The organism is Streptomyces puniciscabiei (assembly GCF_006715785.1).
GTDB classification, from domain to species: Bacteria; Actinomycetota; Actinomycetes; order Streptomycetales; family Streptomycetaceae; genus Streptomyces; species Streptomyces puniciscabiei.
This window is the reverse complement of the sequence record NZ_VFNX01000001.1, coordinates 5,698,414-5,719,109: the sequence shown is the minus strand read 5'-3', so window position 1 is coordinate 5,719,109 and position 20,696 is coordinate 5,698,414. Positions and strand designations below refer to the sequence as shown.

Annotated in this window: 20 protein-coding genes; 6 read left to right on the top strand and 14 right to left on the bottom strand. The window is 72.8% G+C overall.

The genetic code is table 11. From position 1 onward, the window contains the following. Window positions 1-7 precede the first annotated feature (7 nt). The 9 genes from FB563_RS26445 to FB563_RS26405 all read right to left on the bottom strand — a co-directional run bounded on the left by FB563_RS26445 (window position 8) and on the right by FB563_RS26405 (window position 10,952). Window positions 8-1,396, bottom strand: a complete 1,389-nt coding sequence (locus FB563_RS26445) for an aldehyde dehydrogenase family protein (RefSeq protein WP_055705773.1) — start codon at window positions 1,394-1,396, stop codon at window positions 8-10. 160 nt (window positions 1,397-1,556) lie between these two features. Continuing rightward, on the bottom strand, window positions 1,557-2,897 hold the full coding sequence (locus FB563_RS26440) for an ABC transporter ATP-binding protein (RefSeq protein WP_055705774.1): 1,341 nt from the start codon (window positions 2,895-2,897) through the stop codon (window positions 1,557-1,559). Window positions 2,898-3,033: 136 nt separating this feature from the next. Further along, complete coding sequence (locus tag FB563_RS26435) at window positions 3,034-3,723, bottom strand: class F sortase (protein ID WP_055705775.1); 690 nt, start codon at window positions 3,721-3,723, stop codon at window positions 3,034-3,036. Continuing rightward, window positions 3,710-4,393 carry a hypothetical protein gene (locus FB563_RS26430; protein WP_055705776.1) on the bottom strand — a complete coding sequence of 228 codons (684 nt, stop codon included), beginning with the start codon at window positions 4,391-4,393 and terminating at the stop codon, window positions 3,710-3,712. Before FB563_RS26430 ends, FB563_RS26435 begins: the two co-directional genes overlap by 14 nt. A gap of 100 nt (window positions 4,394-4,493) precedes the next feature. After that, complete coding sequence (locus FB563_RS26425) at window positions 4,494-5,729, bottom strand: MFS transporter (RefSeq protein ID WP_055705777.1); 1,236 nt, start codon at window positions 5,727-5,729, stop codon at window positions 4,494-4,496. A 20-nt stretch (window positions 5,730-5,749) separates the two neighbouring features. Beyond that, the gene (locus FB563_RS26420; protein WP_055705778.1) at window positions 5,750-7,138 is read right to left on the bottom strand and encodes a CitMHS family transporter; all 1,389 of its coding nucleotides are present in this window, start codon (window positions 7,136-7,138) and stop codon (window positions 5,750-5,752) included. Between the two features lie 124 nt (window positions 7,139-7,262). Then, entirely contained in the window at window positions 7,263-9,494 is a 2,232-nt protein-coding gene (locus FB563_RS26415; protein ID WP_055705779.1) for a molybdopterin oxidoreductase family protein, read from the bottom strand. Between the two features lie 101 nt (window positions 9,495-9,595). Next, entirely contained in the window at window positions 9,596-10,213 is a 618-nt protein-coding gene (locus FB563_RS26410; protein ID WP_055705780.1) for a TetR/AcrR family transcriptional regulator, read from the bottom strand. 64 nt (window positions 10,214-10,277) lie between these two features. After that, a complete protein-coding gene (locus FB563_RS26405; RefSeq protein ID WP_063797068.1) occupies window positions 10,278-10,952 on the bottom strand; it encodes a hypothetical protein in 675 nt (224 codons plus the stop codon). A gap of 162 nt (window positions 10,953-11,114) precedes the next feature. Here FB563_RS26405 and hmgA point away from each other — a divergent pair, with 162 nt between their 5' ends. Genes hmgA through FB563_RS26390 form a run of 3 tightly spaced genes read left to right on the top strand, consistent with a single transcriptional unit; the run spans window position 11,115 to window position 14,410 of the window. Next, window positions 11,115-12,425, top strand: a complete 1,311-nt coding sequence (hmgA, locus tag FB563_RS26400; protein ID WP_055705781.1) for a homogentisate 1,2-dioxygenase — start codon at window positions 11,115-11,117, stop codon at window positions 12,423-12,425. A 55-nt stretch (window positions 12,426-12,480) separates the two neighbouring features. Next, window positions 12,481-13,230 carry a GntR family transcriptional regulator gene (locus FB563_RS26395; RefSeq protein WP_055705782.1) on the top strand — a complete coding sequence of 250 codons (750 nt, stop codon included), beginning with the start codon at window positions 12,481-12,483 and terminating at the stop codon, window positions 13,228-13,230. 25 nt (window positions 13,231-13,255) lie between these two features. Then, window positions 13,256-14,410: a type ISP restriction/modification enzyme gene (locus FB563_RS26390; protein WP_055705783.1), complete on the top strand. Its 1,155-nt coding sequence runs from the start codon at window positions 13,256-13,258 to the stop codon at window positions 14,408-14,410. On the opposite strand, the gene FB563_RS26385 is transcribed toward FB563_RS26390, so the two are convergent. Together FB563_RS26385 and FB563_RS26380 are read right to left on the bottom strand one after the other, a co-directional pair. After that, complete coding sequence (locus FB563_RS26385; RefSeq protein ID WP_234357709.1) at window positions 14,407-14,919, bottom strand: nucleotidyltransferase domain-containing protein; 513 nt, start codon at window positions 14,917-14,919, stop codon at window positions 14,407-14,409. The two genes, FB563_RS26390 and FB563_RS26385, sit on opposite strands and share 4 nt — an antisense overlap. A gap of 11 nt (window positions 14,920-14,930) precedes the next feature. Next, window positions 14,931-15,653 (bottom strand): TetR/AcrR family transcriptional regulator C-terminal domain-containing protein, encoded by a 723-nt coding sequence (locus tag FB563_RS26380; protein ID WP_055705785.1) that lies wholly within the window; start codon window positions 15,651-15,653, stop codon window positions 14,931-14,933. A 63-nt stretch (window positions 15,654-15,716) separates the two neighbouring features. Between FB563_RS26380 and FB563_RS26375 the strand changes: the two genes are divergently transcribed. Genes FB563_RS26375 through FB563_RS26365 form a run of 3 tightly spaced genes read left to right on the top strand, consistent with a single transcriptional unit; the run spans window position 15,717 to window position 18,727 of the window. Beyond that, window positions 15,717-16,685, top strand: a complete 969-nt coding sequence (locus FB563_RS26375; RefSeq protein WP_055705786.1) for an ATP-binding cassette domain-containing protein — start codon at window positions 15,717-15,719, stop codon at window positions 16,683-16,685. Next, window positions 16,682-17,464: an ABC transporter permease gene (locus FB563_RS26370; RefSeq protein ID WP_055705787.1), complete on the top strand. Its 783-nt coding sequence runs from the start codon at window positions 16,682-16,684 to the stop codon at window positions 17,462-17,464. Before FB563_RS26375 ends, FB563_RS26370 begins: the two co-directional genes overlap by 4 nt. 54 nt (window positions 17,465-17,518) lie before the next feature. Then, window positions 17,519-18,727, top strand: coding sequence for a CaiB/BaiF CoA transferase family protein (locus FB563_RS26365; protein WP_055705788.1), 1,209 nt, complete (start codon window positions 17,519-17,521; stop codon window positions 18,725-18,727). 118 nt (window positions 18,728-18,845) lie between these two features. Here the strand turns inward: FB563_RS26365 and FB563_RS26360 are convergent, their stop codons facing one another. The 3 genes from FB563_RS26360 to FB563_RS26350 all read right to left on the bottom strand — a co-directional run bounded on the left by FB563_RS26360 (window position 18,846) and on the right by FB563_RS26350 (window position 20,650). Further along, window positions 18,846-19,115 (bottom strand): hypothetical protein, encoded by a 270-nt coding sequence (locus FB563_RS26360; RefSeq protein ID WP_055705789.1) that lies wholly within the window; start codon window positions 19,113-19,115, stop codon window positions 18,846-18,848. 126 nt (window positions 19,116-19,241) lie between these two features. Further along, complete coding sequence (locus FB563_RS26355) at window positions 19,242-20,060, bottom strand: anti-sigma factor (protein ID WP_142218938.1); 819 nt, start codon at window positions 20,058-20,060, stop codon at window positions 19,242-19,244. Beyond that, window positions 20,057-20,650, bottom strand: a complete 594-nt coding sequence (locus FB563_RS26350; protein ID WP_055710630.1) for a sigma-70 family RNA polymerase sigma factor — start codon at window positions 20,648-20,650, stop codon at window positions 20,057-20,059. Before FB563_RS26350 ends, FB563_RS26355 begins: the two co-directional genes overlap by 4 nt. Window positions 20,651-20,696 lie beyond the last annotated feature (46 nt).

The following is a 20,696-nucleotide window of genomic DNA, read 5'->3' as shown; positions in this document are numbered from 1 at the left end:
TACTTCCTTAGAACTGGAGGGACTTGGTCTGGAGGTACTCGGTGAGTCCGTGCGCGCCGAGTTCCCGGCCGACCCCGGACTGCTTGTATCCCCCGAACGGGGCGAGGGGGTTGAAGCGGCCGCCGTTGATGTCGACCTGGCCGGTGTCCATGCGGCGGGCGAAGGCCACGGCCTCGGCCTCGTCGCCGGCCCAGACGGCGCCCGCGAGGCCGTACACCGTGCCGTTGGCGATACGCAGGGCGTCCTCCTCGTCGTCGTACCTCAGGATCGACAGGACCGGGCCGAAGATCTCCTCCTGGGCGATGGTCATCTCCGGGGTGACGTCCGCGAAGACCGTGGGGCTGACGAAGTAGCCCTTCTCGCGCGAGGATTCGGGACCTCCGGCGACCACGCGGGCGCCCTCGGCGATGCCCTTCTCGATGTAACCGCGCACCCGCGCCTGCTGCTTGGCGTTGACGACCGGGCCGATGCGGTCGCCGTACTTGGCGGCGGCCGCGGCGGCCAGCTCGACCGCTTCCTCGTACCGGTCGCGGTGGACCAGCATGCGGGTCCAGGCACTGCAGGTCTGCCCGGAGTTGGACATCACGTTGGCCACGCCGACGTTCACCGCCTTGGCGAGGTCGGCGCTCGGCAGGATGACGTTGGCGGACTTGCCGCCGAGTTCGAGGGCGACCCGCTTGACGGCCGCGCCCGCCACCGCGCCGATCTGCCGGCCGACGGCCGTGGAGCCGGTGAAGGAGACCAGGTCCACGCCGGGGTGCTCGGCGAGGGCCTGCCCGGCGACCGGGCCGAGGCCGGTGACCAGGTTGAACACACCGGCCGGTACGCCCGCCTCGTGCACGGCCTCGGCGAAGAGCTGGGCGGTGAGCGGGGTGTCCTCGGCTGGCTTGAGGACGATCGTGCAGCCGGCGGCGAGCGCCGGGGCGACCTTGGCGACGATCTGGTGCAGCGGGTAGTTCCAGGGGGTGATCGCGCCGACCACGCCCACGGGCTCGTGCAGGACGGTGGAGTTGCCGACCTTCTCCTCGAAGGAGTGGGTCGCGGCCAGCTCGGCGTAGGAGCCGGCGACGGCGATCGGCACCGCCGCGTGCACGGCCTGGGAGAACTGCAGCGGGGCGCCCAGCTCGGCGGTGACGGTCTCGGCGATCTCGTCCTTGCGGGCCACGAGGACGTCCCGGAGGGCGGTGAGTCGTGCGGCGCGCTCGGCCGGGGGCGTGGCGGCCCAGGCGGGCAGGGCGGCGCGGGCCGCGCGTACGGCGGTGTCGACGTCCAGGGCGCCGCCCGCCGGGACCCGGGCGATGACCTGCTCGTCGGCCGGGTTCACGACCTCGATGACATCCGTGCTCTCGGCGGGGCGCCAGGCGCCGTCGATGTAGAGGCCGTCGTGTGCCTTCATGCTGCTTCCTCCCGGCGGGTCTGCGTGGTCCGGCACACAAACTAGCGGCGTTAGTTTTTCTGCGCCAGACGCACCCCCGGCGCCGGGCGCGGTTCGGCGCCGGACGTACCAGGACATCATCGCCGGGGAGGTGACTGCTCATTCGCGCAGGTGCCGTACCTCACTCGTCCAGGTCGGGCAGCCGGTCGGGGGACGGGCAGATGCGGTCGCCCTGGTGGTCGAAGACGAAGAGATGGGCGAGGTCGACGAGGAGCGGGACCTGCATGCCGTGGTGCAGCCGGAGGTCCGGGGTGGTGCGCACCACCAGGTCGCCGGGGAGCCGGCCCTCCGGGGGCGCGGGCTCGGGCCCGGTGTCGCCGGGGTGTTCGAGCACCACCACCGGCCCGGCGCGCCGCGAACCGGCCCGTTCCCGCAGCCGGTCCAGCACGGTCGGGCCCTCCCCGCGCCGCCGGCGCGCCGGACGGGCGGCGGGCCGCGGGGCCTCCAGTTCGGGTACGACGGCGGGGCGCGAGCCGGTGTCGAAGTGGACGAGGATCTCGTGCCCCTGGAACTCCACGTGCTCCACCAGCCCGGTGATCGCCACCTCGCCCGCCCGGGCGGAGCTGTGCCTGGCGATGCGCACGGCCTCCGAGCGCACCCCCACGATCACCTCGCGGCCCTGCTGCACCCGCAGCAACTGGTGGTCCAGGCAGAGCGGTTCGGGCAGCCGCAGGGCCTGCTTGCCCAGGCTGATGGTCATGGCGCCGTCCAGCGGGGCGCGGACCAGGCCGCGCAGCAGGTTGATGCGCGGGGTGCCGATGAAGGCGGCGGTGAAGACGTTGCGGGGCAGTGCGTAGACCTGGCGCGGGGCGCCGACCTGCTGGAGCACGCCCCCGCGCAGCACGGCGACCCGGTCGCCGAGGGACATCGCCTCGGCCTGGTCATGGGTGACGTACACCGTGGTGACGCCCAACTCGCGGGTCAGCTGGGATATTTCGGCGCGCAGATGGCCCCGCAGCTTGGCGTCGAGGTTGGACAGCGGCTCGTCCATCAGGAAGGCGGAGGGGTGGCGGGCGATCGCCCGGCCCATGGCGACGCGCTGGCGCTCGCCGCCGGAGAGCTGGCTGGGGAAACGGTCGAGCAGGTCCTCGATGCCCAGCATGCGGGCGGTGGCCGAGACGCGCGGGGCGGGGTCGGTGCCGGGGTCCTCGATCCGCAGCGGGAAGCCGATGTTGTCGCGGCCGGTCATGTTCGGATAAAGGGCGAAGTTCTGGAAGACCATGGCCATGCCCCGCTCGGAGGGCTGCCAGTGGTTGGCGTACTCGCCGTCGAGCAGCAGCTCGCCCTCGTCGATGTCCTCCAGGCCGGCGATCATCCGCAGCACGGTGGACTTGCCGCAGCCGGACGGGCCCAGCAGGACCAGGAACTCGCCGGGCGCGATGTCCAGCGAGAGCCCGTCGACCACGCGCGTGCCGCGTGTGTAGGACTTGCTCACGTCGTGCAGTTCGATGGCGCGTGTCATGCCTGCCGCCCCCGGGGGCTGTCCGGAGCGCCGCTGCTCCGTGGTCCGAAGACCCCGCGGGTCGAACGGGGCCTGTGAGTCACGGAAGTTAACGGACTGTCGTGGGCCGGGGGAAGACATCGCACGGCCCGTCCCCTCACTTGGTCGCGGTCAGGTGCGCGAAGACCACGACGTTGCTCGTGTAGCCCGTCCGTCGGTTGTAGAAGCCGCCGCAGGTCAGCACGCGCAGTTCCGGCCGTCCGGCCGGGGCATAGACCTCCTTGTCCGGGAAGCCCGCCTTGTCGAAGACCTTCATCCGGTCCACGGTGTAGACGGCGGTACGGCCGTCGGCGCGCCCCACCTCGATGAGTTTGCAGGGCTTGACCTGGGCGAGCGCGGTGAAGACGGCCGGGCCGGTGGTGGTGTCCCGGTGGCCGACGGCGATCGCGGTGCCGGGCTCGCCCGGGGTCGGGCCGCCCTCGTACCAGCCGACCAGCCTGGGCTTGTCCACGGGCGGGGTCTGAAGCTGCCGGTCCTTGTCGAGCCGGAGGGCCGTGACCGGTGCGTCGACGCCCAGGAAGGGGATGCGGAAGGACGTCGGCCGGGACCGGGGCAACGGGTGCGGCGGCGGTCCGGGCGGGGGCTCGCAGGACGCCTCCCCGTCCGCGCCGGGTCCGCCGGCGGCCGCCACCGCGTCCGGGTCGCCCGCCCGGCCGGGCCCGGGGTGTCCGCCGCCGCACCGGCTCCCCACCGCCACCAGGACGGTCACCAGCAGTGCCGTCCTGGTGAGGCGGTAGGCGCGGGTCCGGTACCAGGGCCTGCGTCTGCGGCGGCTACGCGGCGCCATGAGGCCGCCGGCGGTTCCGCCGGGCGTACACGCCACCGCCGACCGCGATCAGGCCCACGGCACCCGCGGCGGCCACGGGCGAGTACGCGGCGGCCTTGTCGATGAGCCCGCCGCCGCCCGCGTGCACACCGCCCCGCGGCGGATCGTTGTCGTCCCTGTCGCCCCAGCCCGGTCCGTCCTGCCGGTGGTCGTGGCGGTCGTGGTCGTGGTCGTGGTCCTCGATCTGCCCGTTCGGACCGTGCTCGTCGTGGCGGTCGTGGCAGTTGACGCGGAAGAGCTTCTCCTTGACGGCACCCGCCGCGACCCAGGTGAGCTTGTAGTTCCCGTCGGCCAGGCCGATCACGTCGGTGTGTCCGGCGCCCTCGGCGAGCTGGATGACACCGGTGACGGTGGCGGCGCTGGGCAGCGGGGGCTGCGCCTGGATGATGTAGGGGATGTTGGGCAGGATGTCGAAGTTGACGGCGTCGAGGTAGAACTTGCAGACCACCGGATCGTCCTGCCCCGTTCCGGGCCGCCCGCCCACGCTGTGCACTCTGATGTCGCCGTTCGCCCCTTGGGCCGCCGCGGTCGGTGCCACCACCCACGACGCACCCGCCGCGGCGAGGGCGGTGAGAACGACAGTGGCGCCCGCACGGGAGCGAAAGGCACGTGGAGAGGTCTGGGTGGACATGCACATTCCTCCGAGTCAGACGATTTTCATACAAATCGTTCTTTCGACTGGACTGTGCTTGATGCACACCCTTCCTGACGAACCGACACCCGGCGGGCCGTCAGAGACCGCTCGTCCGGCGCAATCCGGAGCGCGCCCGCCCCCGCCTCGGGAGGTCCCTCCGCCCCTCGGGCCGCTCCGGCGACCGCAGCGCCACCGCCGACGACAGCAGCAGCAGCGCCCCCAGCATCACGAACGGCGCCGCCACCCCGGCCACGCCCGCGCCCAGGCCGACGGCGGCGGGCGCGGCGACCTGCCCGAGCCGGTTGCCGGTCAGCCGCAGCGCGAGCGCCGTGGAGCGGGCCGCCTCGGGCGCCGCCTGCACCACGGTCGTCATCGACAGCGGCTGGCCCACGCCCAGGCAGAAACCCAGCGCCGTGAGCATCGGCCCGAGCGCCCAGACCGGCACCGGCAACGCGACCGACGCGCACAGGACCGCCGCCAGGAGGCAGGTCAGCGTGAGCAGCGCGGGGCGGCCGAGCAGCCGGAGCAGTGGGGTGAGGACCAGACGGCAGGCGATCGTGGCGCCGGCGCGGAGGCTGAGCAGGACGCCGACCACCGAGGGGGCGATGGCCCGGTGCTCGCCGACCACCGGGAGATACGCGGTGAGGATGTCCGTCGCGGACAGGACGGAGAGGCTGATCAGCATGCCCGCGGGCACGCCACGGGCGCGCAGGATGCGGCCCACCGGCACACGGTCGCCCTGCGGCACGGAGGACGTGAGGGCCGTACGGTCCTCGATGCGCCACAGCGAGGCGAACGCGACCACCGCGACCGCGCCCGCCGCCACGAGGGCGAGCGCGCTGCTGCGGGCCATGTCGGGGCCGCCGATCAGGGCGCCGGCGGCGATGGGGCCGATGAGCTGGCCGAGGGAGGCGCCGATGGTGAAGTGGCCGTAGTTGCGGTCCTGTTCGTGCGGCGTGGACTGCCGGGCGACCAGCGACTGGGCGCCGATGACGAAGCAGAGGTGGCCGAGGCCCATCACCCCGCTCCACAGGGCCATCGCCCAGAGGGAGTTCACCAGCCCGCTGAGCGCGCAGCCGCCGGAGATCAGGACCACGCCCGCCGGGAGCAGGGGTGCGCAGCGGCCGTGGTCGGTGCGCCGGCCGAGCGGTACGGCGGCGAACAGCGGGAGCAGCGCGTACACACCCGCGATGACGCCGACCGCCCGCTCGTCGGCGCCCAGCGCGAGCGCCCGGTAGGAGACCGCGGGCCTGGCCATCGACACCGCCCCCTGTGCGAAGCCGAAGGCGAGGACGAGGCGGAGCAGCCAGCCGCGGTTCCCACCGGGCGCCATGGATCTTCCTCCTTGAGGTGTCAGACGAGGCCGAAGAGGATCGCTGCCCCGAGCACCACCAGGGATGTCAGGGCGGCCCACTTGACCACGAACCGGGTGTGGTCGCCGAACTCCACCCTGGCCATGCCGACCAGGACGTGGACGGCGGGCACGAGCGGGCTGGACATGTGCAGCGGCTGGCCGATGATCGAGGCTCGGGCGATCTCCAGCGAGGACACCCCGTGCGCGTGTCCGGCCTCGGCGAGCACCGGCAGGATGCCGAAGTAGAAGCCGTCGTTGGACATGAAGTACGTCAGCGGGATGCTCAGCACGCCGGTGACGAGGGCCATGTGCGGGCCCATGCCGGCCGGGATGTTGCCGACCAGCCACTTGGCCATGTGGTCGACCATCCCGGTGCCCTGGAGGACGCCGGTGAAGACGGCGGCGGCGAAGACCATGCCGGAGACGTTCAGGACGTTCTCGGCGTGCGCGGCGATCCGGGCCTTCTGGTCGGGCATGTGCGGGAAGTTGACGGTCAGCGCGAGTGCCGCGCCGAGCAGGAACAGCACCGGGATCGGCAGCCATTCCATGATCATGGCGGTGAGCAGGGCGACCGTGAGCAGCCCGTTGAACCAGTACAGCCCGGGACGCAGGGTGGGGCGGTGCGGGTCGAGGCCCTGGAAGCCCTCGTCCTCGGGCAGGCCGGCGCCGCTGCCGTGACCCGAACCGCCCGTCCGCGCCGGTGACTTGCCGGAGCCGGCGCCCACGAGAACGGTCTCGGCGGGCTCCTCCACCAGCACCTCGTCCAGCGTGAGCACGCCGAGCCGCCGGCGCTCGCGGCGGCCGAGGACGTAGGCGAGGACGAGGACGAACAGCAGGCCCATGGCGAGGGCCGGGATCATCGGCACGAAGATGTCGCTCGCGTCGACCTTCAGCGCGGTCGCGGCACGGGCGGTCGGGCCGCCCCATGGCAGCGTGTTCATCACGCCGTTGGCCATGGCGGCCACACCGGTCATCACGACCAGGGACATCTTCAGGCGCTTGTACAGCGGGTACATCGCCGAGACGGTGATCATGAAGGTGGTGGAGCCGTCGCCGTCCAGGGAGACGATCGCGGCGAGGACCGCCGTACCGACGACGACGCGCAGCGGGTCGGCCCTGCAGAACCTGAGGATGCCCCGCACGATCGGGTCGAAGAGGCCGACGTCGATCATCACACCGAAGTAGACGATCGCGAACATGAGCATCGCCGCGGTGGGGGCGAGGCCGGTGACGCCGTCGATGACGTAGTCGCCGAGCTCGGCGCCCTTGCCCACGAACACGCAGAACAGCGCGGGTATGAGCACGAGCGCCGCGATCGGCGACATCTTCTTCAGCATGATCAGGACCAGGAAGGTCGCGATCATGGCGAAGCCGAGGATGGTCAGCATGAATGGATACCTAACGTTCGCCCTTGAACATCCCACCTGGGGGTCGGCGGTGCGATGACGTTAGGTCCCGTCGACTGGCGTTAACAAGACGTTGACGTGTGAGCAATAAGCGCGAAAGTCCAGGTCACAGGCTTGCGGTGAGGTGGACGGGGATCCCGTTCAAGACAGCGTTGCCCGAGAGCGGGTCCAGCAGGCTGCCGTCGAGGAGCTGGTTGACGTTGACTCCGGGCGCGGTCGCGGCGTGGCCGAGGCGGGTGCCGGGACGGTCGTGGCCCCAGCCGTGCGGCAGGCTCACCACCCCAGGCCGTACGGCGTCGGTGACCTCGGCCGGCGCCACCACCTCTCCCCCGGCGCCCTTCACCCGTACGTCCGCACCGTCCCGGACGCCGAGCCGGGCCGCGTCCTCGGGGTGGATGTGCAGGGTGCAGCGGTTGGAACCGCCGGTCAGAGCGGGCACGTTGTGCATCCAGCTGTTGTTGGAGCGAAGGTGGCGGCGGCCGACGAGGACGAGCCCTTCCGGCCGCTCCCGCAGGGCCTCACGCAAGCGGGGCAGGTCGGCGGCGATCGGCTCGGGCAGCAGCTCGACCTTGCCGCTGCGGGTCTTCAGCGGCTGGGGCAGGCGGGGGCGCAGCGGGCCGAGGTCGATGCCGTGCGGGTGGGCGAGCAGCCTGGCCAGGCTCAGCCCGTCGGGCCGTACGCCGAAGCCGTCGCCGTACGGGCCGAGGCGCAGCATCATGTCCAGCCGCCGCTCGGGGCCGGTGTCGCCGGTGAGCTGCCCGGTGAGCTCCTTCGGGTCGCGGCCGTACACCGGCGAATGCGCCTCCGTCACGGCCTTGCCGAGGGTCTGGTCGATGACCATCGCATCGACGGCGCCCGGGTCGGCGCCGTGCATGCCGGTGGCCGCCAGGATCAGCCGGGCGAGGATCTCGCTCTCCGCCATGCGGCCTGGCTCCAGCGGGACCGCGGGGCGGGTGTAGCGGACCTGGTTGCGCACGGCGAGGGTGTTGAAGGCGAAGTCGTGGTGCGGGCTCTGCGAGGGCGGGGGCGGGGGCAGGACGACGTGGGCGTGCCGGGAGGTCTCGTTCAGGTACGGGTCGACGCTGACCATGAAGTCCAGCGAGTCCAGGGCCTTGTCGAGGCGGTCGCCGTCGGGCGCGGACAGCACGGGGTTGGCGGCCACCACGATCAGTGCGCGGACCGGCTCGCCCTCGCCGGTGGGGGTGTCGATCTCCTCGGCGAGCGCGGAGAGCGGCAGTTCCCCCTTGGCCTCGGGGAGTCGGCGCACCCGCGAGCGCCAGCGGCCGAGGGCGAAGCCGCGCCCGGGTCCGGCCGGGCGGGGCGTCCTGTCGGTGGCGGCCTGCGGGAAGAGGGCGCCGCCGGGGCGGTCCAGGTTGCCGGTGAGGATGTTGAGGACGTCCACCAGCCAGCTGGCCAGGGTGCCGTGCGGGACGGTGCAGCTGCCGATGCGGGCGTAGACGGCGGCGGTGGGGGCGGCGGCGAGTTCACGGGCAAGGGTACGGATGGTCTCCGCGTCGATGTCGCAGGCCTCGGCCACGGCTTCGGGAGTGAAGTCGCTCATCGCCTCCCGGAGTTCGGCGAGACCCTGGACGTGCGGGGCGAGGTCGGCGAGGTCGGCCAGGTCCTCCGCGAAGAGGGTGTGCGCCATCGCCGCGAGCAGCAGGGCGTCGGCGCCGGGGCGGATGGCCAGGTGCCGGTCGGCGAGCTTCGCGGTGCGGGTGCGGCGCGGGTCCACCACGGTCAGCCGGCCGCCGCGCGCCTTGAGCGCCTTGAGCCTGCCGGGGAAGTCGGGGGCGGTGCACAGACTGCCGTTGGACTCCAGCGGGTTGGCGCCGATGAGCAGCAGGTGGTCGGTGTGGTCCAGGTCCGGTACGGGGATGGCGTTGGCGTCGCCGAAGAGCAGCCCGCTGGAGACGTGCTTGGGCATCTGGTCGACCGTGGAGGCGGTGAACACGCTGCGGGTGCCGAGGCCGGCGAGCAGGACCGGCGGGTAGAGGGCGCCGGCCACGGTGTGCACGTTGGGGTTGCCGAGGACCACGCCCACGGCGTTCGGGCCGTGCCCCTCCAGGACCGGGCGCAGACCGGCGGCGACCGCGTCGAAGGCCTCCTCCCAGGTGGCCTCGCGCAGTTCGCCGTCCCGGCGCACGAGCGGGGTGCGCAGCCGGTCGGGGTCGGAGTCGACGGCCCCGAAGGACGCGCCCTTGGGGCAGATGAAGCCCTTGCTGAAGACGTCCTCGCGGTCACCGCGGGCGCCGGTGACTCGGGTGCCCTCGATGGTGAGGGTCAGCCCGCAGGTGGCCTCGCACAGGGGGCAGATTCGCAGGGCGGTGCGGGACACGGGTCCTCCCGGGGGTCGGCGGCGGTGCCGGGTGAGCGCGTGGCGGCTCGAGGTGAGCATACCGACCGGTATGCACGGAGGGGAGGTGTCTCCGGTGATCGTCAGTCGAGCACGCGCCCCAGATACGCGCGCAGCAGCTCCCGGGTCTCGGTGATGATCGCCTCGTCGCCGTGCGGGTCCGTCCGGAAGGCCAGCTGGACGAGGGTGTCCGCGCTCTCCACGGCGACCAGGAAGACCCGGCGCAGGTCCTCGTCGGGGGTCCGGCCGAGGTAGCCGGAGAGCAGGTCGGTGAGGCGGTCGGCGACGCGCGTGTTGGGCTCGGCGTGCCGGGCGCCGACGGGTATCTGGTTGCCGAAGTCGACCAGGGAGAAGCCGGGTGCGGTGCGCTTCATGGCCAGGTACTCGTCCAGGACCGCGTCCATCGCGGCCCGCCAGTCGCCCTTGTCCGCCTTCCTCAGCCGCTCGGTGACGCGCTCGGTGTACCGCTCCAGATTGCGCTGGGCGAGGGCGTCGGCCATCTGCCGCTTGTTGCCGAAGAACCGGTAGACGGAGCCGATGGGCACGCCGGCGCGCAGGGCGACGGCGCGGGTGCTCAGGTCGTCGTAGCCGACCTCGTCGAGGAGTTCGGCGCAGGCGTCGAGGATCCTGGTCAGGCGTTCGGCGCTGCGCCGCTGGACGGGCGCGCGGCGGAGCGATGTCGCGTGGGGCACGGGCTTCATGATGCCTCTCCGCCGGGGCGGGGTGAACCTCGCCCTCCTGTACGAAGAAGAGTGGCTGATGCACTCATTCCCCGGCGGTCGGGGTCGCCGCGCCGGTGGGAGGCTTCACCGACGCCGTGCCCGCGCCGGTGGGAGGCTTCGCCGACGCCGTACCCGCGTGGGCCGAGGGCTGCACCGACGCCGAGGGCTGCACCGACGCCGCGCCCGCGTGGGCCGAGGGCTTCGCCGACGCCGTGTCCACGCCGGACACCGTGATGTCGGCGGTGCTCTGCACGGGCTTGCCGTGCACGGCCCACACGGTGCCGTCGTCGGCGTACAGGCGGGCGGTGACGTGGTGGGTGCCGTGCCGGACGAGACCGTCGGGCAGGTGGTACTCGCGGGAACGCAGCGGGGTGATCCGGCGGCCGTCGACGAAGAGGTACACGAGCCCGCGCCCGCCGACCGCCGTGGGCCGCGCACCGGGCACGGAGCAGCGGAAGCGGTGGAACGTCAGCCGGACGTCCCAGCCGCCGCCGGAGTCCGGGGTCACCTCGACCGCGACCTGCGGCGCGTCCTTCCTGCCGACCTCCCGCAGATGCCGGCCGGTCCCGTCGGTGTCGTCCAGGACCTTGCCGACCGGCGAGGACGCGACCGTGCCGCCGTGGGCGTGCCCGCTCGAGCAGGCCGCCACGCCGAGCGGCAGCAGGACGCCCGCCGCGAGCGCGGCGAGGGTCCTGCGGGTCCACGGCGTCCTCGGCATGTTCCGGAGATTAGGACAACGCTCCGGCCTCCCGGATCCGCCTGAAGTCTGGTTCCGTCCACCCCTCGGCGTCCCTCCGGCGGAGTACGCGCGGCCCTCTTGCGTCCGCGTCCACCTATTCCTACGGTGTTGCATAGGAATCAGGAGCGCAAGGGAGCGATCATGAGCGGGGACGCGCGGAAGACCGCCGCGGGACTGTCGTACCTGACCGGTTTCGGCAACGAACACTCGTCGGAAGCGGTGCCGGGCGCGCTGCCCGAGGGCCGCAACTCGCCCCAGCGGGCACCGCTCGGGCTGTACGCGGAGCAGCTGAGCGGCACGGCGTTCACCGAGCCGCGGGCGCACAACCGCCGCTCCTGGCTCTACCGCATCCGCCCCTCGGCCGCGCACCCGGTGTTCACCCGCACCGACAACGGCGCGATCCGCACGGCCCCCTTCACCGAGACCGTGCCCGACCCCAACCGGCTGCGCTGGAACCCGCTGCCCGAGCCGTCGGCCGGCACCGACTTCCTGGCCGGCCTGTGGACGCTCGGCGGCAACGGCGATGCCACCCAGCGCACCGGCATGGCCGTGCACCTCTACCACGCCAACGCCTCGATGGAGCGCGTCTTCTCCGACGCCGACGGCGAACTGCTGATCGTGCCGGAGCGCGGCGGTCTGCTGCTGCACACCGAGTTCGGCCGGCTCGCCGTGGAGCCGGCCCATGTGGCGCTGATTCCCCGTGGGGTGCGCTTCCGTGTGGAGCTGATGGACGATTCCGCCCGGGGTTATGTGTGCGAGAACTACGGCGCGCCCTTCCAGCTCCCCGACCTCGGCCCGATCGGCGCCAACGGTCTCGCCAACGCCCGGGACTTCCAGGCGCCGGTCGCCGCGTACGAGGACGTGACCGGCCCGGTGGAGGTGGTGAACAAGTTCTGCGGCAACCTCTGGACGGCCACCTACGACCACTCCCCCCTCGATGTGGTCGCCTGGCACGGCAACCATGTGCCGTACATCTATGACCTGCGCCGTTTCAATGTGATCGGCACCATCTCCTACGACCACCCGGACCCGTCCATCTTCACGGTCCTGACCTCCCCCTCGGACACCCCTGGCCTGGCGGGTGTCGACTTCGTCGTCTTCGCCCCACGCTGGCTGGTGGGCGAGGACACCTTCCGGCCGCCGTACTTCCACCGGAACGTGATGAGCGAGTACATGGGCCTGGTCGAGGGCGCGTACGACGCCAAGGCGGAGGGCTTCGTGCCCGGCGGCGGCTCGCTGCACAACATGATGTCGGCACACGGCCCGGACCGGGAGACCTTCGACAGGGCGAGCGCGGCCGAGCTGAAGCCGCAGAAGATCGACGACGGGCTGGCGTTCATGTTCGAGACCCGCTGGCCGGTGACCCTCACCCCGCACGCGGCCGGCGCGGACCACCTCCAGCAGCGCTACGACGACGTGTGGCGGGGCCTCGAGCGCCATTTCCGCGGCTGAGCCCCCATGACGCCTGTGTTGCGCCTGACGTTCATCGACGGGTACGGATAGCCAAGTGACCTCCTTCGCTCCGGATTCGATCGTCCTGAACCGCAAGCTGCCGCTGTGGTACCAGGTGTCGCAGTCGCTGCGCGCCTCGATACTCGGCCGCTCCCCCGAGGACCCGCTGCGGCTGCCCACGGAGGAGCAGCTGGCGGAGCACTACGGCGTGAGCGTGCTCACCATGCGGCAGGCGCTGAAGGAGCTGGAGGACGAGGGACTGATCAGCCGCCACCGGCGGCGCGGCACGTTCATCGAGCCCGGCGTCCGGCGGGGCGCGCCCGTCCGGCTGCTGGGCTCGGTCGACGCGATCGTGGCCCAGCAGTCCGGGATGACGACGGAACTGCTGGACCACGGCATGACACCGGTGCCCGCCGGTGTCACCGAGTACTTCCCCGGCCTCGCGGAGGTGATGACGTACCACCGCCTCCGCAGCGACGAGAAGACCGGCGAGCCGACCAACCACGCGGTGAACCACGTGCGCCCCGAACTCGGCGCGCGCATCGACCTGGAGGACCTGGTCCGCTGGCCGATGACGAAGGTGCTGCGGGACGTGGTCGGGGCGGACATCAGCCGCATCACGGACACGGTGGAGGCGAGGCTGGCCGATCCGGAGACCGCCCGGCTGCTCCAGGTTCCGTTGCTGAGTCCGATCCTGCACTACACGGGGGTGACGTACGACAGTGACGGACGGGTGCTGGACGTGGCGGTGATCCAGTACCGGGGGGACCGTTTCTCGTTCACGGTGACCCTGGACGCGACCTGATACCGGGTCCGGTCCAGGCCGTACCATGCCCTGCGTGACGCACGACGACGCTCCGCTGCTGGCGGACCTCATGCCGTGGTCCGTCGCACCGCTGCGACCGGGCCGTGCCTGGCCGACGGCTCCTGATCCGGGCTCGCTGAAGGCCCGCTGGGAGGCGCTGCTCAAGGCCGAGGGCCCGGACCGCGAGGCCCTCTTCGAGCCGACCCGGGCCCGCACCCTCGGCTCGGCGGTGGGCCAACTCCCCGGCCATTCCACCGGAACCGAGCGGCTGGCCCGCGCCGAGGGACCCTGCGCCGAGCCGGTCCGCGTCCTGGCGGCGCCCTTCGACGAGCAGTGGCTGATCCCGGACCACCGGCTGATCGACACCGCGCGCCCGGAGTTGTGGCGGGTGGCGGACGCGCACCAGGTCTTCACGGTGGAGACGGGGGACGGGGCCGACCCGCTCCTGGCGACCTCGCTGCTGCCCACTCTGCGCACCGGCCGCGTCCGCCCGCTGTACCGCCGCCCCGGCGGCAGTGAACCGAATCTCGCTCCGGGCCTGACGGCCCACCTCGGCGACCGCCTGGGCGGGATGCCCGCTCCGGTCGACGTCCTCGCCTGGATCCTGACCGCCACCGGCCCCGACCTGACCGTCCCGCTCACCGACGACCCCGAGCTCTGGTCGGCCGGAGTCGAAGTGGGCCGCCGCATGCTGTGGCTGATGCGCCGCGACGGTGAACGCCCCAAGCTGCCGGGCGGCCGCCGCCCCTACGTCCGCGCGCCCCTGCCGCCCCGGCCCGGCACTCTGCTCTACGACGCGGACGACGAGACCCTCCACCTCGACGAGGGCCGCATCTCCCCCGTCCCGCCGGAGGCCTGGGACCACGAGGTGGCCGGAGTCCGGGTCCTGGAGTCCTGGTTCACCACCCGCACGACCCCCGCCGAACCAGGCACCCTGGCCGCGATCCGCCCGGCCACCTGGCCGCAGACCTGGACGTCGGAACTCCTGGAACTGATCACGGTCCTGGCCCTGCTGGCCGAACTGCGGCCCCGGCGCGCCGAGTTGAAGGTGGCAGCCCCGATCACGGCGACCGACCTCCGGGAGGCGGGCGTCCTGCCGGTACCCGACGCCTCCCGCCGCCCCGCCTCCGTCCTGGACCATCACGAGGAGGGCCCGGAAGGCCAGTTCACCCTGGTCTAGCGGAGCTTCAGGGCGGCCTCCAGCCGTGCGACGTCCTCGGCGTCCTTGGCACGACGAGGCCGTGAGGGATCCCAGACGGGCATCATGCGCTTGATCTCGATCTGGGCCGGAGGGCTGACGATCGGCGCCTCGACGTCTCCGATCCGGCCCGGCTCCGCATCCAACAGCCCGTCCGGCCACGGGGTTCCGGCCCAGGGCCCGCCCGCGACGACCACGCGTCCCGCCGCGTCCCGGTCCACCAGGGTGAAGCTGCTGTCCAGCCCGTCCTTGACGAGGTCGAGCTGGAGGTCGGGCGGGGGTCCGGGGACCGGTGTGTGGCCGAGCCCCGCCAGCAGCCCGGCGAGCGACGCCGCGTCCTCGGCCCGGGCGAACCAGTCGATGTCGCCGTGGTCCCGGGTGACTTCCCCCAGAAAGAAGTCCATGGCCCAGCCGCCTCGCAGCCACAGCGGGACGCCGTGGCGGCGAGCGGCCGTCAGCGTCTGTTCGACGAGCATGAGCTGACGCCCCACGCGCTCCCGGTTCACCGGTCGCCGCGGTGCGGGTCGAAGCCGTCGAGCACCCGCCCCAACGCCCGCTCGAACACCGCCTCCAGATCGATCGGCCCCGCGTCCTCCGCGAACGCCGCCGCCATCCTCGGATACGCGCCGGAGGCGACCTGCCGCCCGAGATACGCGACCCGGACCGCGTTCTCCTCGTCCTCCGACCACGGCAGCGCCCGCACCCGCTCCGCCGTGTCGAGCTCATTGCGGACGTACGTCGTCACCACGCCGTTCAGCATCGCGACGAGCTCCAGCTTGGTGCCGTACGACTCCTCCAGCGGGTCCAGGCAGGCCAGGCAGTGCTCCAGATACCGCAGAGCATGCGGGCTCACGCCGTACACCGGGGACATCAGCCGCGGCACCCAGGGATGCCGGTGCATCAGCGACCGCGTCTCCCGGGCCACCCGGAGCATGTCGGCCCGCCAGTCCCCGCTCGGCTCCCACGGGACCTGCTCCGCGCTGACCGCGTCCACCATGAGCTCGTACAGGTCCTCCTTGCGGGGGACGTAGTTGTACAGCGACATCGTGCCGCAGCCCAGCTCGGCCGCGACGTGCCGCATGGACACCGCGTCGAGCCCCCGTGCGTCGGCGATCCGGACGGCGGCCGCCGCGATGTCGTCGCGGGTGTACGCCGGCTTGGGCCCCCGGCCGGTGCGCTCGGGGCGCGCCCAGATCACCTCGGGGACGGCCCCTCGGACTGCCATGGATCATCACCTCGGCCACCATCCTAGTTACGTACAGCGTACGTAGTGCGGTATGGTCGCCGCATGGCTACTACGTACGCTGTACTTAGTGAAGGTCTGGAGAAGCGCTTCGGCGCTGTGCACGCCCTGCGCGGGTTGGATCTGGCCGTGGCCGAGGGGTCGGTCTGCGGGCTGCTCGGGCCGAACGGCGCGGGCAAGACGACGGCCGTACGGCTGCTGACCACGCTGCTGCGGCCGGACGCCGGCTCGGCGCGGGTCGCCGGACACGATCTCGTCCGGGACGCGGACGCGGTGCGCCGCCACATCGCCGTGACCGGGCAGTACGCCTCGGTCGACGGCGACCTCACCGGCCGGGAGAACCTGCGCCTGTTCGCCCGGCTGCACCGGGTGCGCGGGCCGGCCGGGCGGGCGGACGAGCTGCTGGAGCGCTTCGGGCTGACCGAGGCCGCCGGCCGCAGGGCCTCGACCTACTCCGGCGGCATGCGGCGCCGGCTGGACCTCGCGGCGAGTCTCGTCCGCCGCCCCGACGTGCTGTTCCTCGACGAGCCGACCACCGGACTCGACCCGGCCAGCCGCGCCCGCATCTGGCAGGCGGTGCGCGACCTGCGGGCGGACGGTACGACCGTGCTGCTGACCACCCAGTACCTGGAGGAGGCGGACCACCTCGCGGACGACATCGCCCTGGTGGACCGGGGCCGGGTCGCGCACACCGGCTCGCCCGCCGAGCTCAAGGCGCTCATCGGGTCCCGCGCGGAGGCCGTGGTCGCGAACCCGGAGGCACTGGCGCGGGCGGCGGGCGTGCTCGATCAACTCACCGGCAGCGAGCCCGTGTTCGACCGCGAACGCAACGCCGTCGGCGCCGTCAGCACCGACCCGACCCTCACCCTGCCGCGCCTGGTGCGCGCCCTCGACGCGGCGGGCGTGCCGCTGCTGGACGCGAGCCTGCGCCCGCCCACCCTCGACGAGGTCTTCCTGCGGCTCACCGGTGAGTCCGGCCAGGGATCCCCCGACAGCAAGGAGCTTGTCGCATGAGCGCGTTGGCGTACGACGGACTGGCGATGACCGGCCGGCAGCTGCGCCGGGTCCGCAACAGTCCGGGGCTGGCGATCCTCACCCAGATGATGCCGGTCAACATGCTGCTCTTCTTCGGCTATGTGTTCGGCAGCGCGCTGGCCATGCCCGGCCGCGAGTACCGGTCCTTCCTGGTGCCGGGGCTGCTCGTCGCGACCGCGGCGGGCGGGTTGATGACCGGCATGTTCCAGGCCGCCGCGGACACCCACCGGGGCGTGACGGACCGGTTCCGCGCGATGCCGGTGAGCCGGGCCGCCGTCCCGCTGGGACAGGCGGCCGCGGACCTCGTCGTGACGAGCGTCGGGACCGTGCCCCTGCTGCTGGTGGGGCTCGCGGTGGGCTGGCGGATCGAGGGGTCCGTGCTCGACGCGGCCGGTGCGGTGGGGCTGCTGCTGCTCTTCCGGTTCGCCTGCACCTGCGCCGGGATCTTCCTGGGGCTGCTCACCCGCAGCGAGGACGCGGCCGGGCAGCTCGGCGCCTCCTCCTTCGTGCTGCCGCTGCTGTCCAACGCCTACATCCCCACGGACCACCTGCCGGGCCGGCTGCGCACCCTCGCCGAGTGGAACCCGATCAGCGCGGTGACGGCCGCCCTGCGGGACCTGTTCGGCAACGCCGCCGTCCCGCCGGACTCCGCCTGGCCGGTGGCCCACCCGGTCGCCGGGGCGCTCGCCTGGAGCCTGGCCCTGACCGCGCTGTTCCTGCCGCTCGCCGTGCGCCGGTACGCGCACGGGCAACGGTGACGGGCCGGCGCCGCACTACTGACAAACCCGTCGGTCACGAGCCATGATCCGGGCATGGAACAGCCCACGGACACCCAGCCCCTGCCCCTGGAGGGCATCACCGTCGTCGCCGTCGAACAGGCGGTGTCCGCGCCCTTCGCGACCCGGCAGCTCGCCGATCTGGGGGCCAGGGTCATCAAGGTGGAACGGGTCGACGGCGGCGACTTCGCGCGCGGGTACGACACGGCGGCCCGCGGTCTCGCCTCGCACTTCGTGTGGTGCAACCGCGGAAAGGAGTCCATCGCCGTGGATCTGAAGGATCCGCGGGGCCTGGACGTCGTACGGCGGCTGATCGCGGACGCGGACGTGTTCGTGCAGAACCTCGCCCACGGGGCGGCGGCCCGGCTCGGCCTCGACGCGCCCACGCTGTGCGCGGCGCATCCGCGGCTGATCGCCGTGGACATCTCCGGGTACGGCTCCTTCGGCCCGTACGCGGACAAGCGGGCGTACGACATGCTCGTGCAGTGCGAGGCGGGGCTGGTGTCGGTCACCGGGACGCCGGATCAGCCGGTGAAGGCGGGCGTGCCGGCGGCGGACATCGCGGCGGCCATGTACGCGTTCTCGGGGGTCCTGGCGGCGCTCGTCCGGCGCGGGACGACCGGCCGGGGCGGGCCGGTGGAGGTGTCGATGCTGGAGGCGCTCGCCGAGTGGCTGGGGCATCCTCTGCACCATGCGATGCACGGAGGTGAGCCCCCGGCGCGCACCGGCCTCGCGCACGCCGTCATCGCGCCCTACGACGCCTATCCGACGGCGGACGGCGGGCGGGTGCTGCTGTCCGTGCAGAACGACCGGGAGTGGCGGCGGCTGGCCGAACAGGTCATAGGTCGCCCGGAACTGGGGACGGACCCGGTGTATGCCACGAACGCGTCACGGGTCGCGAACCGCGAGAAGACGGACGCGTTGGTGGCGGAGGCGCTCGGCGCGCTGGACGCCGAGGAGGCGCTGGCCCGGCTGGAGAAGGCCCAGATCGCCTGTGCCCGGCTGCGTGACCTGCACGAACTGGCCGGGCATCCACAGCTGGCGGCCCGCGAGCGGTGGCGTGAGGTGGGGTCGCCGGTGGGGCCGTTGAAGGCGCTGCTGCCTCCCATCACGCTGCCGGGCGGGGACGAGGCTCGGATGGGTGATGTGCCCGCGCTCGGGCAGCACACCGGGGCGCTGCTGCATGCCGTGGGGATGACGGACGACGAGATCGCAGCGATGCGCCGGGACGGTGTGGTGGCCTGAGCGCCGACGGCCCGGAGCGGTTCCGGGGGCCGCCCGGCCGGGTCGGCGGCGGCTCGGTGGTGGCTCGACGGTCGCTCAGCGGCTGCTCAGCGGCTCTCCATGGCCGCTCAGCGGCTGTTCAGTGACCGCCGAACAGCGAACGACGCAGTCGGCGCAGCGGCGCGAAGAGGGAGACGCGGCTGACCCGCCTGCCCCGGTCGCTGCGCTGCTGTGCGGTGTCACGCGCCGTCAGCTCACGCATCAGCGAGGTCGCCTCGGCCGTCTCCCGCTGCGGAACGGCGGGACCCGCCAGCACCGACAGATGGCGGTCGAGGCGCGAACTGGTCGCGCTGCTGCCACAGGTGATCGCAGGGACCCTGGCCCTGCTGCGCACTGTTATCTGCTCCATGTCACTCCCCACCCGTACGAGTCCACCCGGCCCGGGCAGAGTAACCCTATCGCCCCAGGGGGGCACGCGTGTATCGCGTCCACAGGATTCACCTTCCCCGCAAGGCGGTTGACCATCCTTCGTTGACTACTCTCCGAATCCGACCGATTTCAGGGTGAGTTGGACAATGGGCTGGCCGGTCGGCTGCGCTGACCCGCCGTCAGGCTCGACGGTTACGGCGAGTGACGTCGAGGAGGTGTCGAGACCTTTCGCGACCAAGGGCGTGTCGCCCGCGAAGAGCCCGAGGGAGCGCGGTTGCGCACGGGGGCGCATGAGCCAGAGCTGACGGACGCGGCCGGCGGGCGGGCTGCCGTATCCGCTGAGGGTGACGACGGCTTCTCCCTGCGAGGCGGAAGCGATCACTCCGATGGCGCGGCCCCGTGCGTCCTTGCCGGTGGTGGCGCGGGCGTCGGGTGCGGCCAGAACGTGGGCGATCTCACGTCCCCGGGCCTGCTCGGCGGTGAGCCGGTCCTGGGTGCGCTGGGCCTGCACGGCGAAGAGCGAGGCGACGACGAGGGCCGCCGCCGCGGTGGCCGTGGCGAGCGGCACGAACAGGGGGCGCGGGCGGGGCGTACGGGTGCGTCCCGGCGGGGGCTGGGTGCCCCAGACGTGCGGCGGCAGTTGCGGCGTGCGCTCCTGGGCCGGCGTCCGGACCTGCTCCTGCGGGATGGTGCGTACGGCGGTCAGCACCCGCTCGCGCAGCGCGGGGGGCGCGTGGGCCGCCGTGGACCAGGCGAGGCGGACCGCGTCCTCGGCCAGCTCCCGTACCTCGCCGGCGCAGCGGTCGCACCCTTGCAGGTGTTTCTCGAACCGGCGCCGCTCGCCCGGTTCGAGGGCGTCGAGCGCGTAGGGCGCGGCGAGGGAGTGCAGGTCCTCGCGGCGCAGCAGCTTGCCGAGGATGCTCATGCGGCGCCTCCCAGGCACTGGCGGAGCCGGGTGAGCCCGTCGCGCATCCGCGTCTTGACCGTACCGAGCGGCAGCGACAGCCGCTCGGCCACCTCACGGTAGGTGTAGCCGTCGTAGTAGGCGAGGGTCACGGACTGGCGTTGCAGATCGGTGAGCCGGCGCAGACAGCGGCGTACCCACTCGCGCTCCATGCCGGCCTCGACCTCCTCGGCGACCTGGTCGAACGCGGGCTCCCCGGCCCGTAGGGCCTCGCGCTGCTCGCGTTCGCCGGCCGCGCGGGCGCTGCGCACCCGGTCCACGGCGCGGCGGTGGGCGAGGGTGAGGATCCAGGACAGGGCGCTGCCCCGGCCCGGGTCGTACCGGGCGGCCGAGCGCCAGGTCTCCAGCAGCACCTCCTGGGCCACCTCCTCGGACTGGGCGAGGTCGCGCACCACCCGCCGTACGAGCCCGTACACCGGCCCGGACACCAGTGCGTACAGCTCCTCGAACGCCCGCTGGTCGCCGTCCGCGACGAGCACCAGCAGCTCGTCCGCCCGCGCCCGGGCCCCCTCTCTGTGGCCGCAGCCGGCCCTGCCGTGCACTCCACGCATCCGCACGAACGCACACCTCCCGCGGGAGATACGGATCAGCGGGCCG

Excerpts from the sequence above, each read along its gene's own strand:
- FB563_RS26365 (WP_055705788.1), top strand. The coding sequence starts at position 17,519 with ATGGAACAGCCCACGGACACCCAGCCCCTGCCCCTGGAGGGCATCACC.
- FB563_RS26390 (WP_055705783.1), top strand. The coding sequence starts at position 13,256 with ATGCCCTGCGTGACGCACGACGACGCTCCGCTGCTGGCGGACCTCATG.
- FB563_RS26440 (WP_055705774.1), bottom strand. The coding sequence starts at position 2,897 with ATGACACGCGCCATCGAACTGCACGACGTGAGCAAGTCCTACACACGC.
- FB563_RS26420 (WP_055705778.1), bottom strand. The coding sequence starts at position 7,138 with ATGCTGACCATCCTCGGCTTCGCCATGATCGCGACCTTCCTGGTCCTG.
- FB563_RS26405 (WP_063797068.1), bottom strand. The coding sequence starts at position 10,952 with ATGCCGAGGACGCCGTGGACCCGCAGGACCCTCGCCGCGCTCGCGGCG.
- FB563_RS26430 (WP_055705776.1), bottom strand. The coding sequence starts at position 4,393 with ATGTCCACCCAGACCTCTCCACGTGCCTTTCGCTCCCGTGCGGGCGCC.
- FB563_RS26370 (WP_055705787.1), top strand. The coding sequence starts at position 16,682 with ATGAGCGCGTTGGCGTACGACGGACTGGCGATGACCGGCCGGCAGCTG.
- FB563_RS26410 (WP_055705780.1), bottom strand. The coding sequence starts at position 10,213 with ATGAAGCCCGTGCCCCACGCGACATCGCTCCGCCGCGCGCCCGTCCAG.
- FB563_RS26350 (WP_055710630.1), bottom strand. The coding sequence starts at position 20,650 with ATGCGTGGAGTGCACGGCAGGGCCGGCTGCGGCCACAGAGAGGGGGCC.
- FB563_RS26435 (WP_055705775.1), bottom strand. The coding sequence starts at position 3,723 with ATGGCGCCGCGTAGCCGCCGCAGACGCAGGCCCTGGTACCGGACCCGC.
- FB563_RS26445 (WP_055705773.1), bottom strand. The coding sequence starts at position 1,396 with ATGAAGGCACACGACGGCCTCTACATCGACGGCGCCTGGCGCCCCGCC.
- FB563_RS26355 (WP_142218938.1), bottom strand. The coding sequence starts at position 20,060 with ATGAGCATCCTCGGCAAGCTGCTGCGCCGCGAGGACCTGCACTCCCTC.
- FB563_RS26425 (WP_055705777.1), bottom strand. The coding sequence starts at position 5,729 with ATGGCGCCCGGTGGGAACCGCGGCTGGCTGCTCCGCCTCGTCCTCGCC.
- FB563_RS26380 (WP_055705785.1), bottom strand. The coding sequence starts at position 15,653 with ATGGCAGTCCGAGGGGCCGTCCCCGAGGTGATCTGGGCGCGCCCCGAG.
- hmgA (WP_055705781.1), top strand. The coding sequence starts at position 11,115 with ATGAGCGGGGACGCGCGGAAGACCGCCGCGGGACTGTCGTACCTGACC.
- FB563_RS26375 (WP_055705786.1), top strand. The coding sequence starts at position 15,717 with ATGGCTACTACGTACGCTGTACTTAGTGAAGGTCTGGAGAAGCGCTTC.
- FB563_RS26360 (WP_055705789.1), bottom strand. The coding sequence starts at position 19,115 with ATGGAGCAGATAACAGTGCGCAGCAGGGCCAGGGTCCCTGCGATCACC.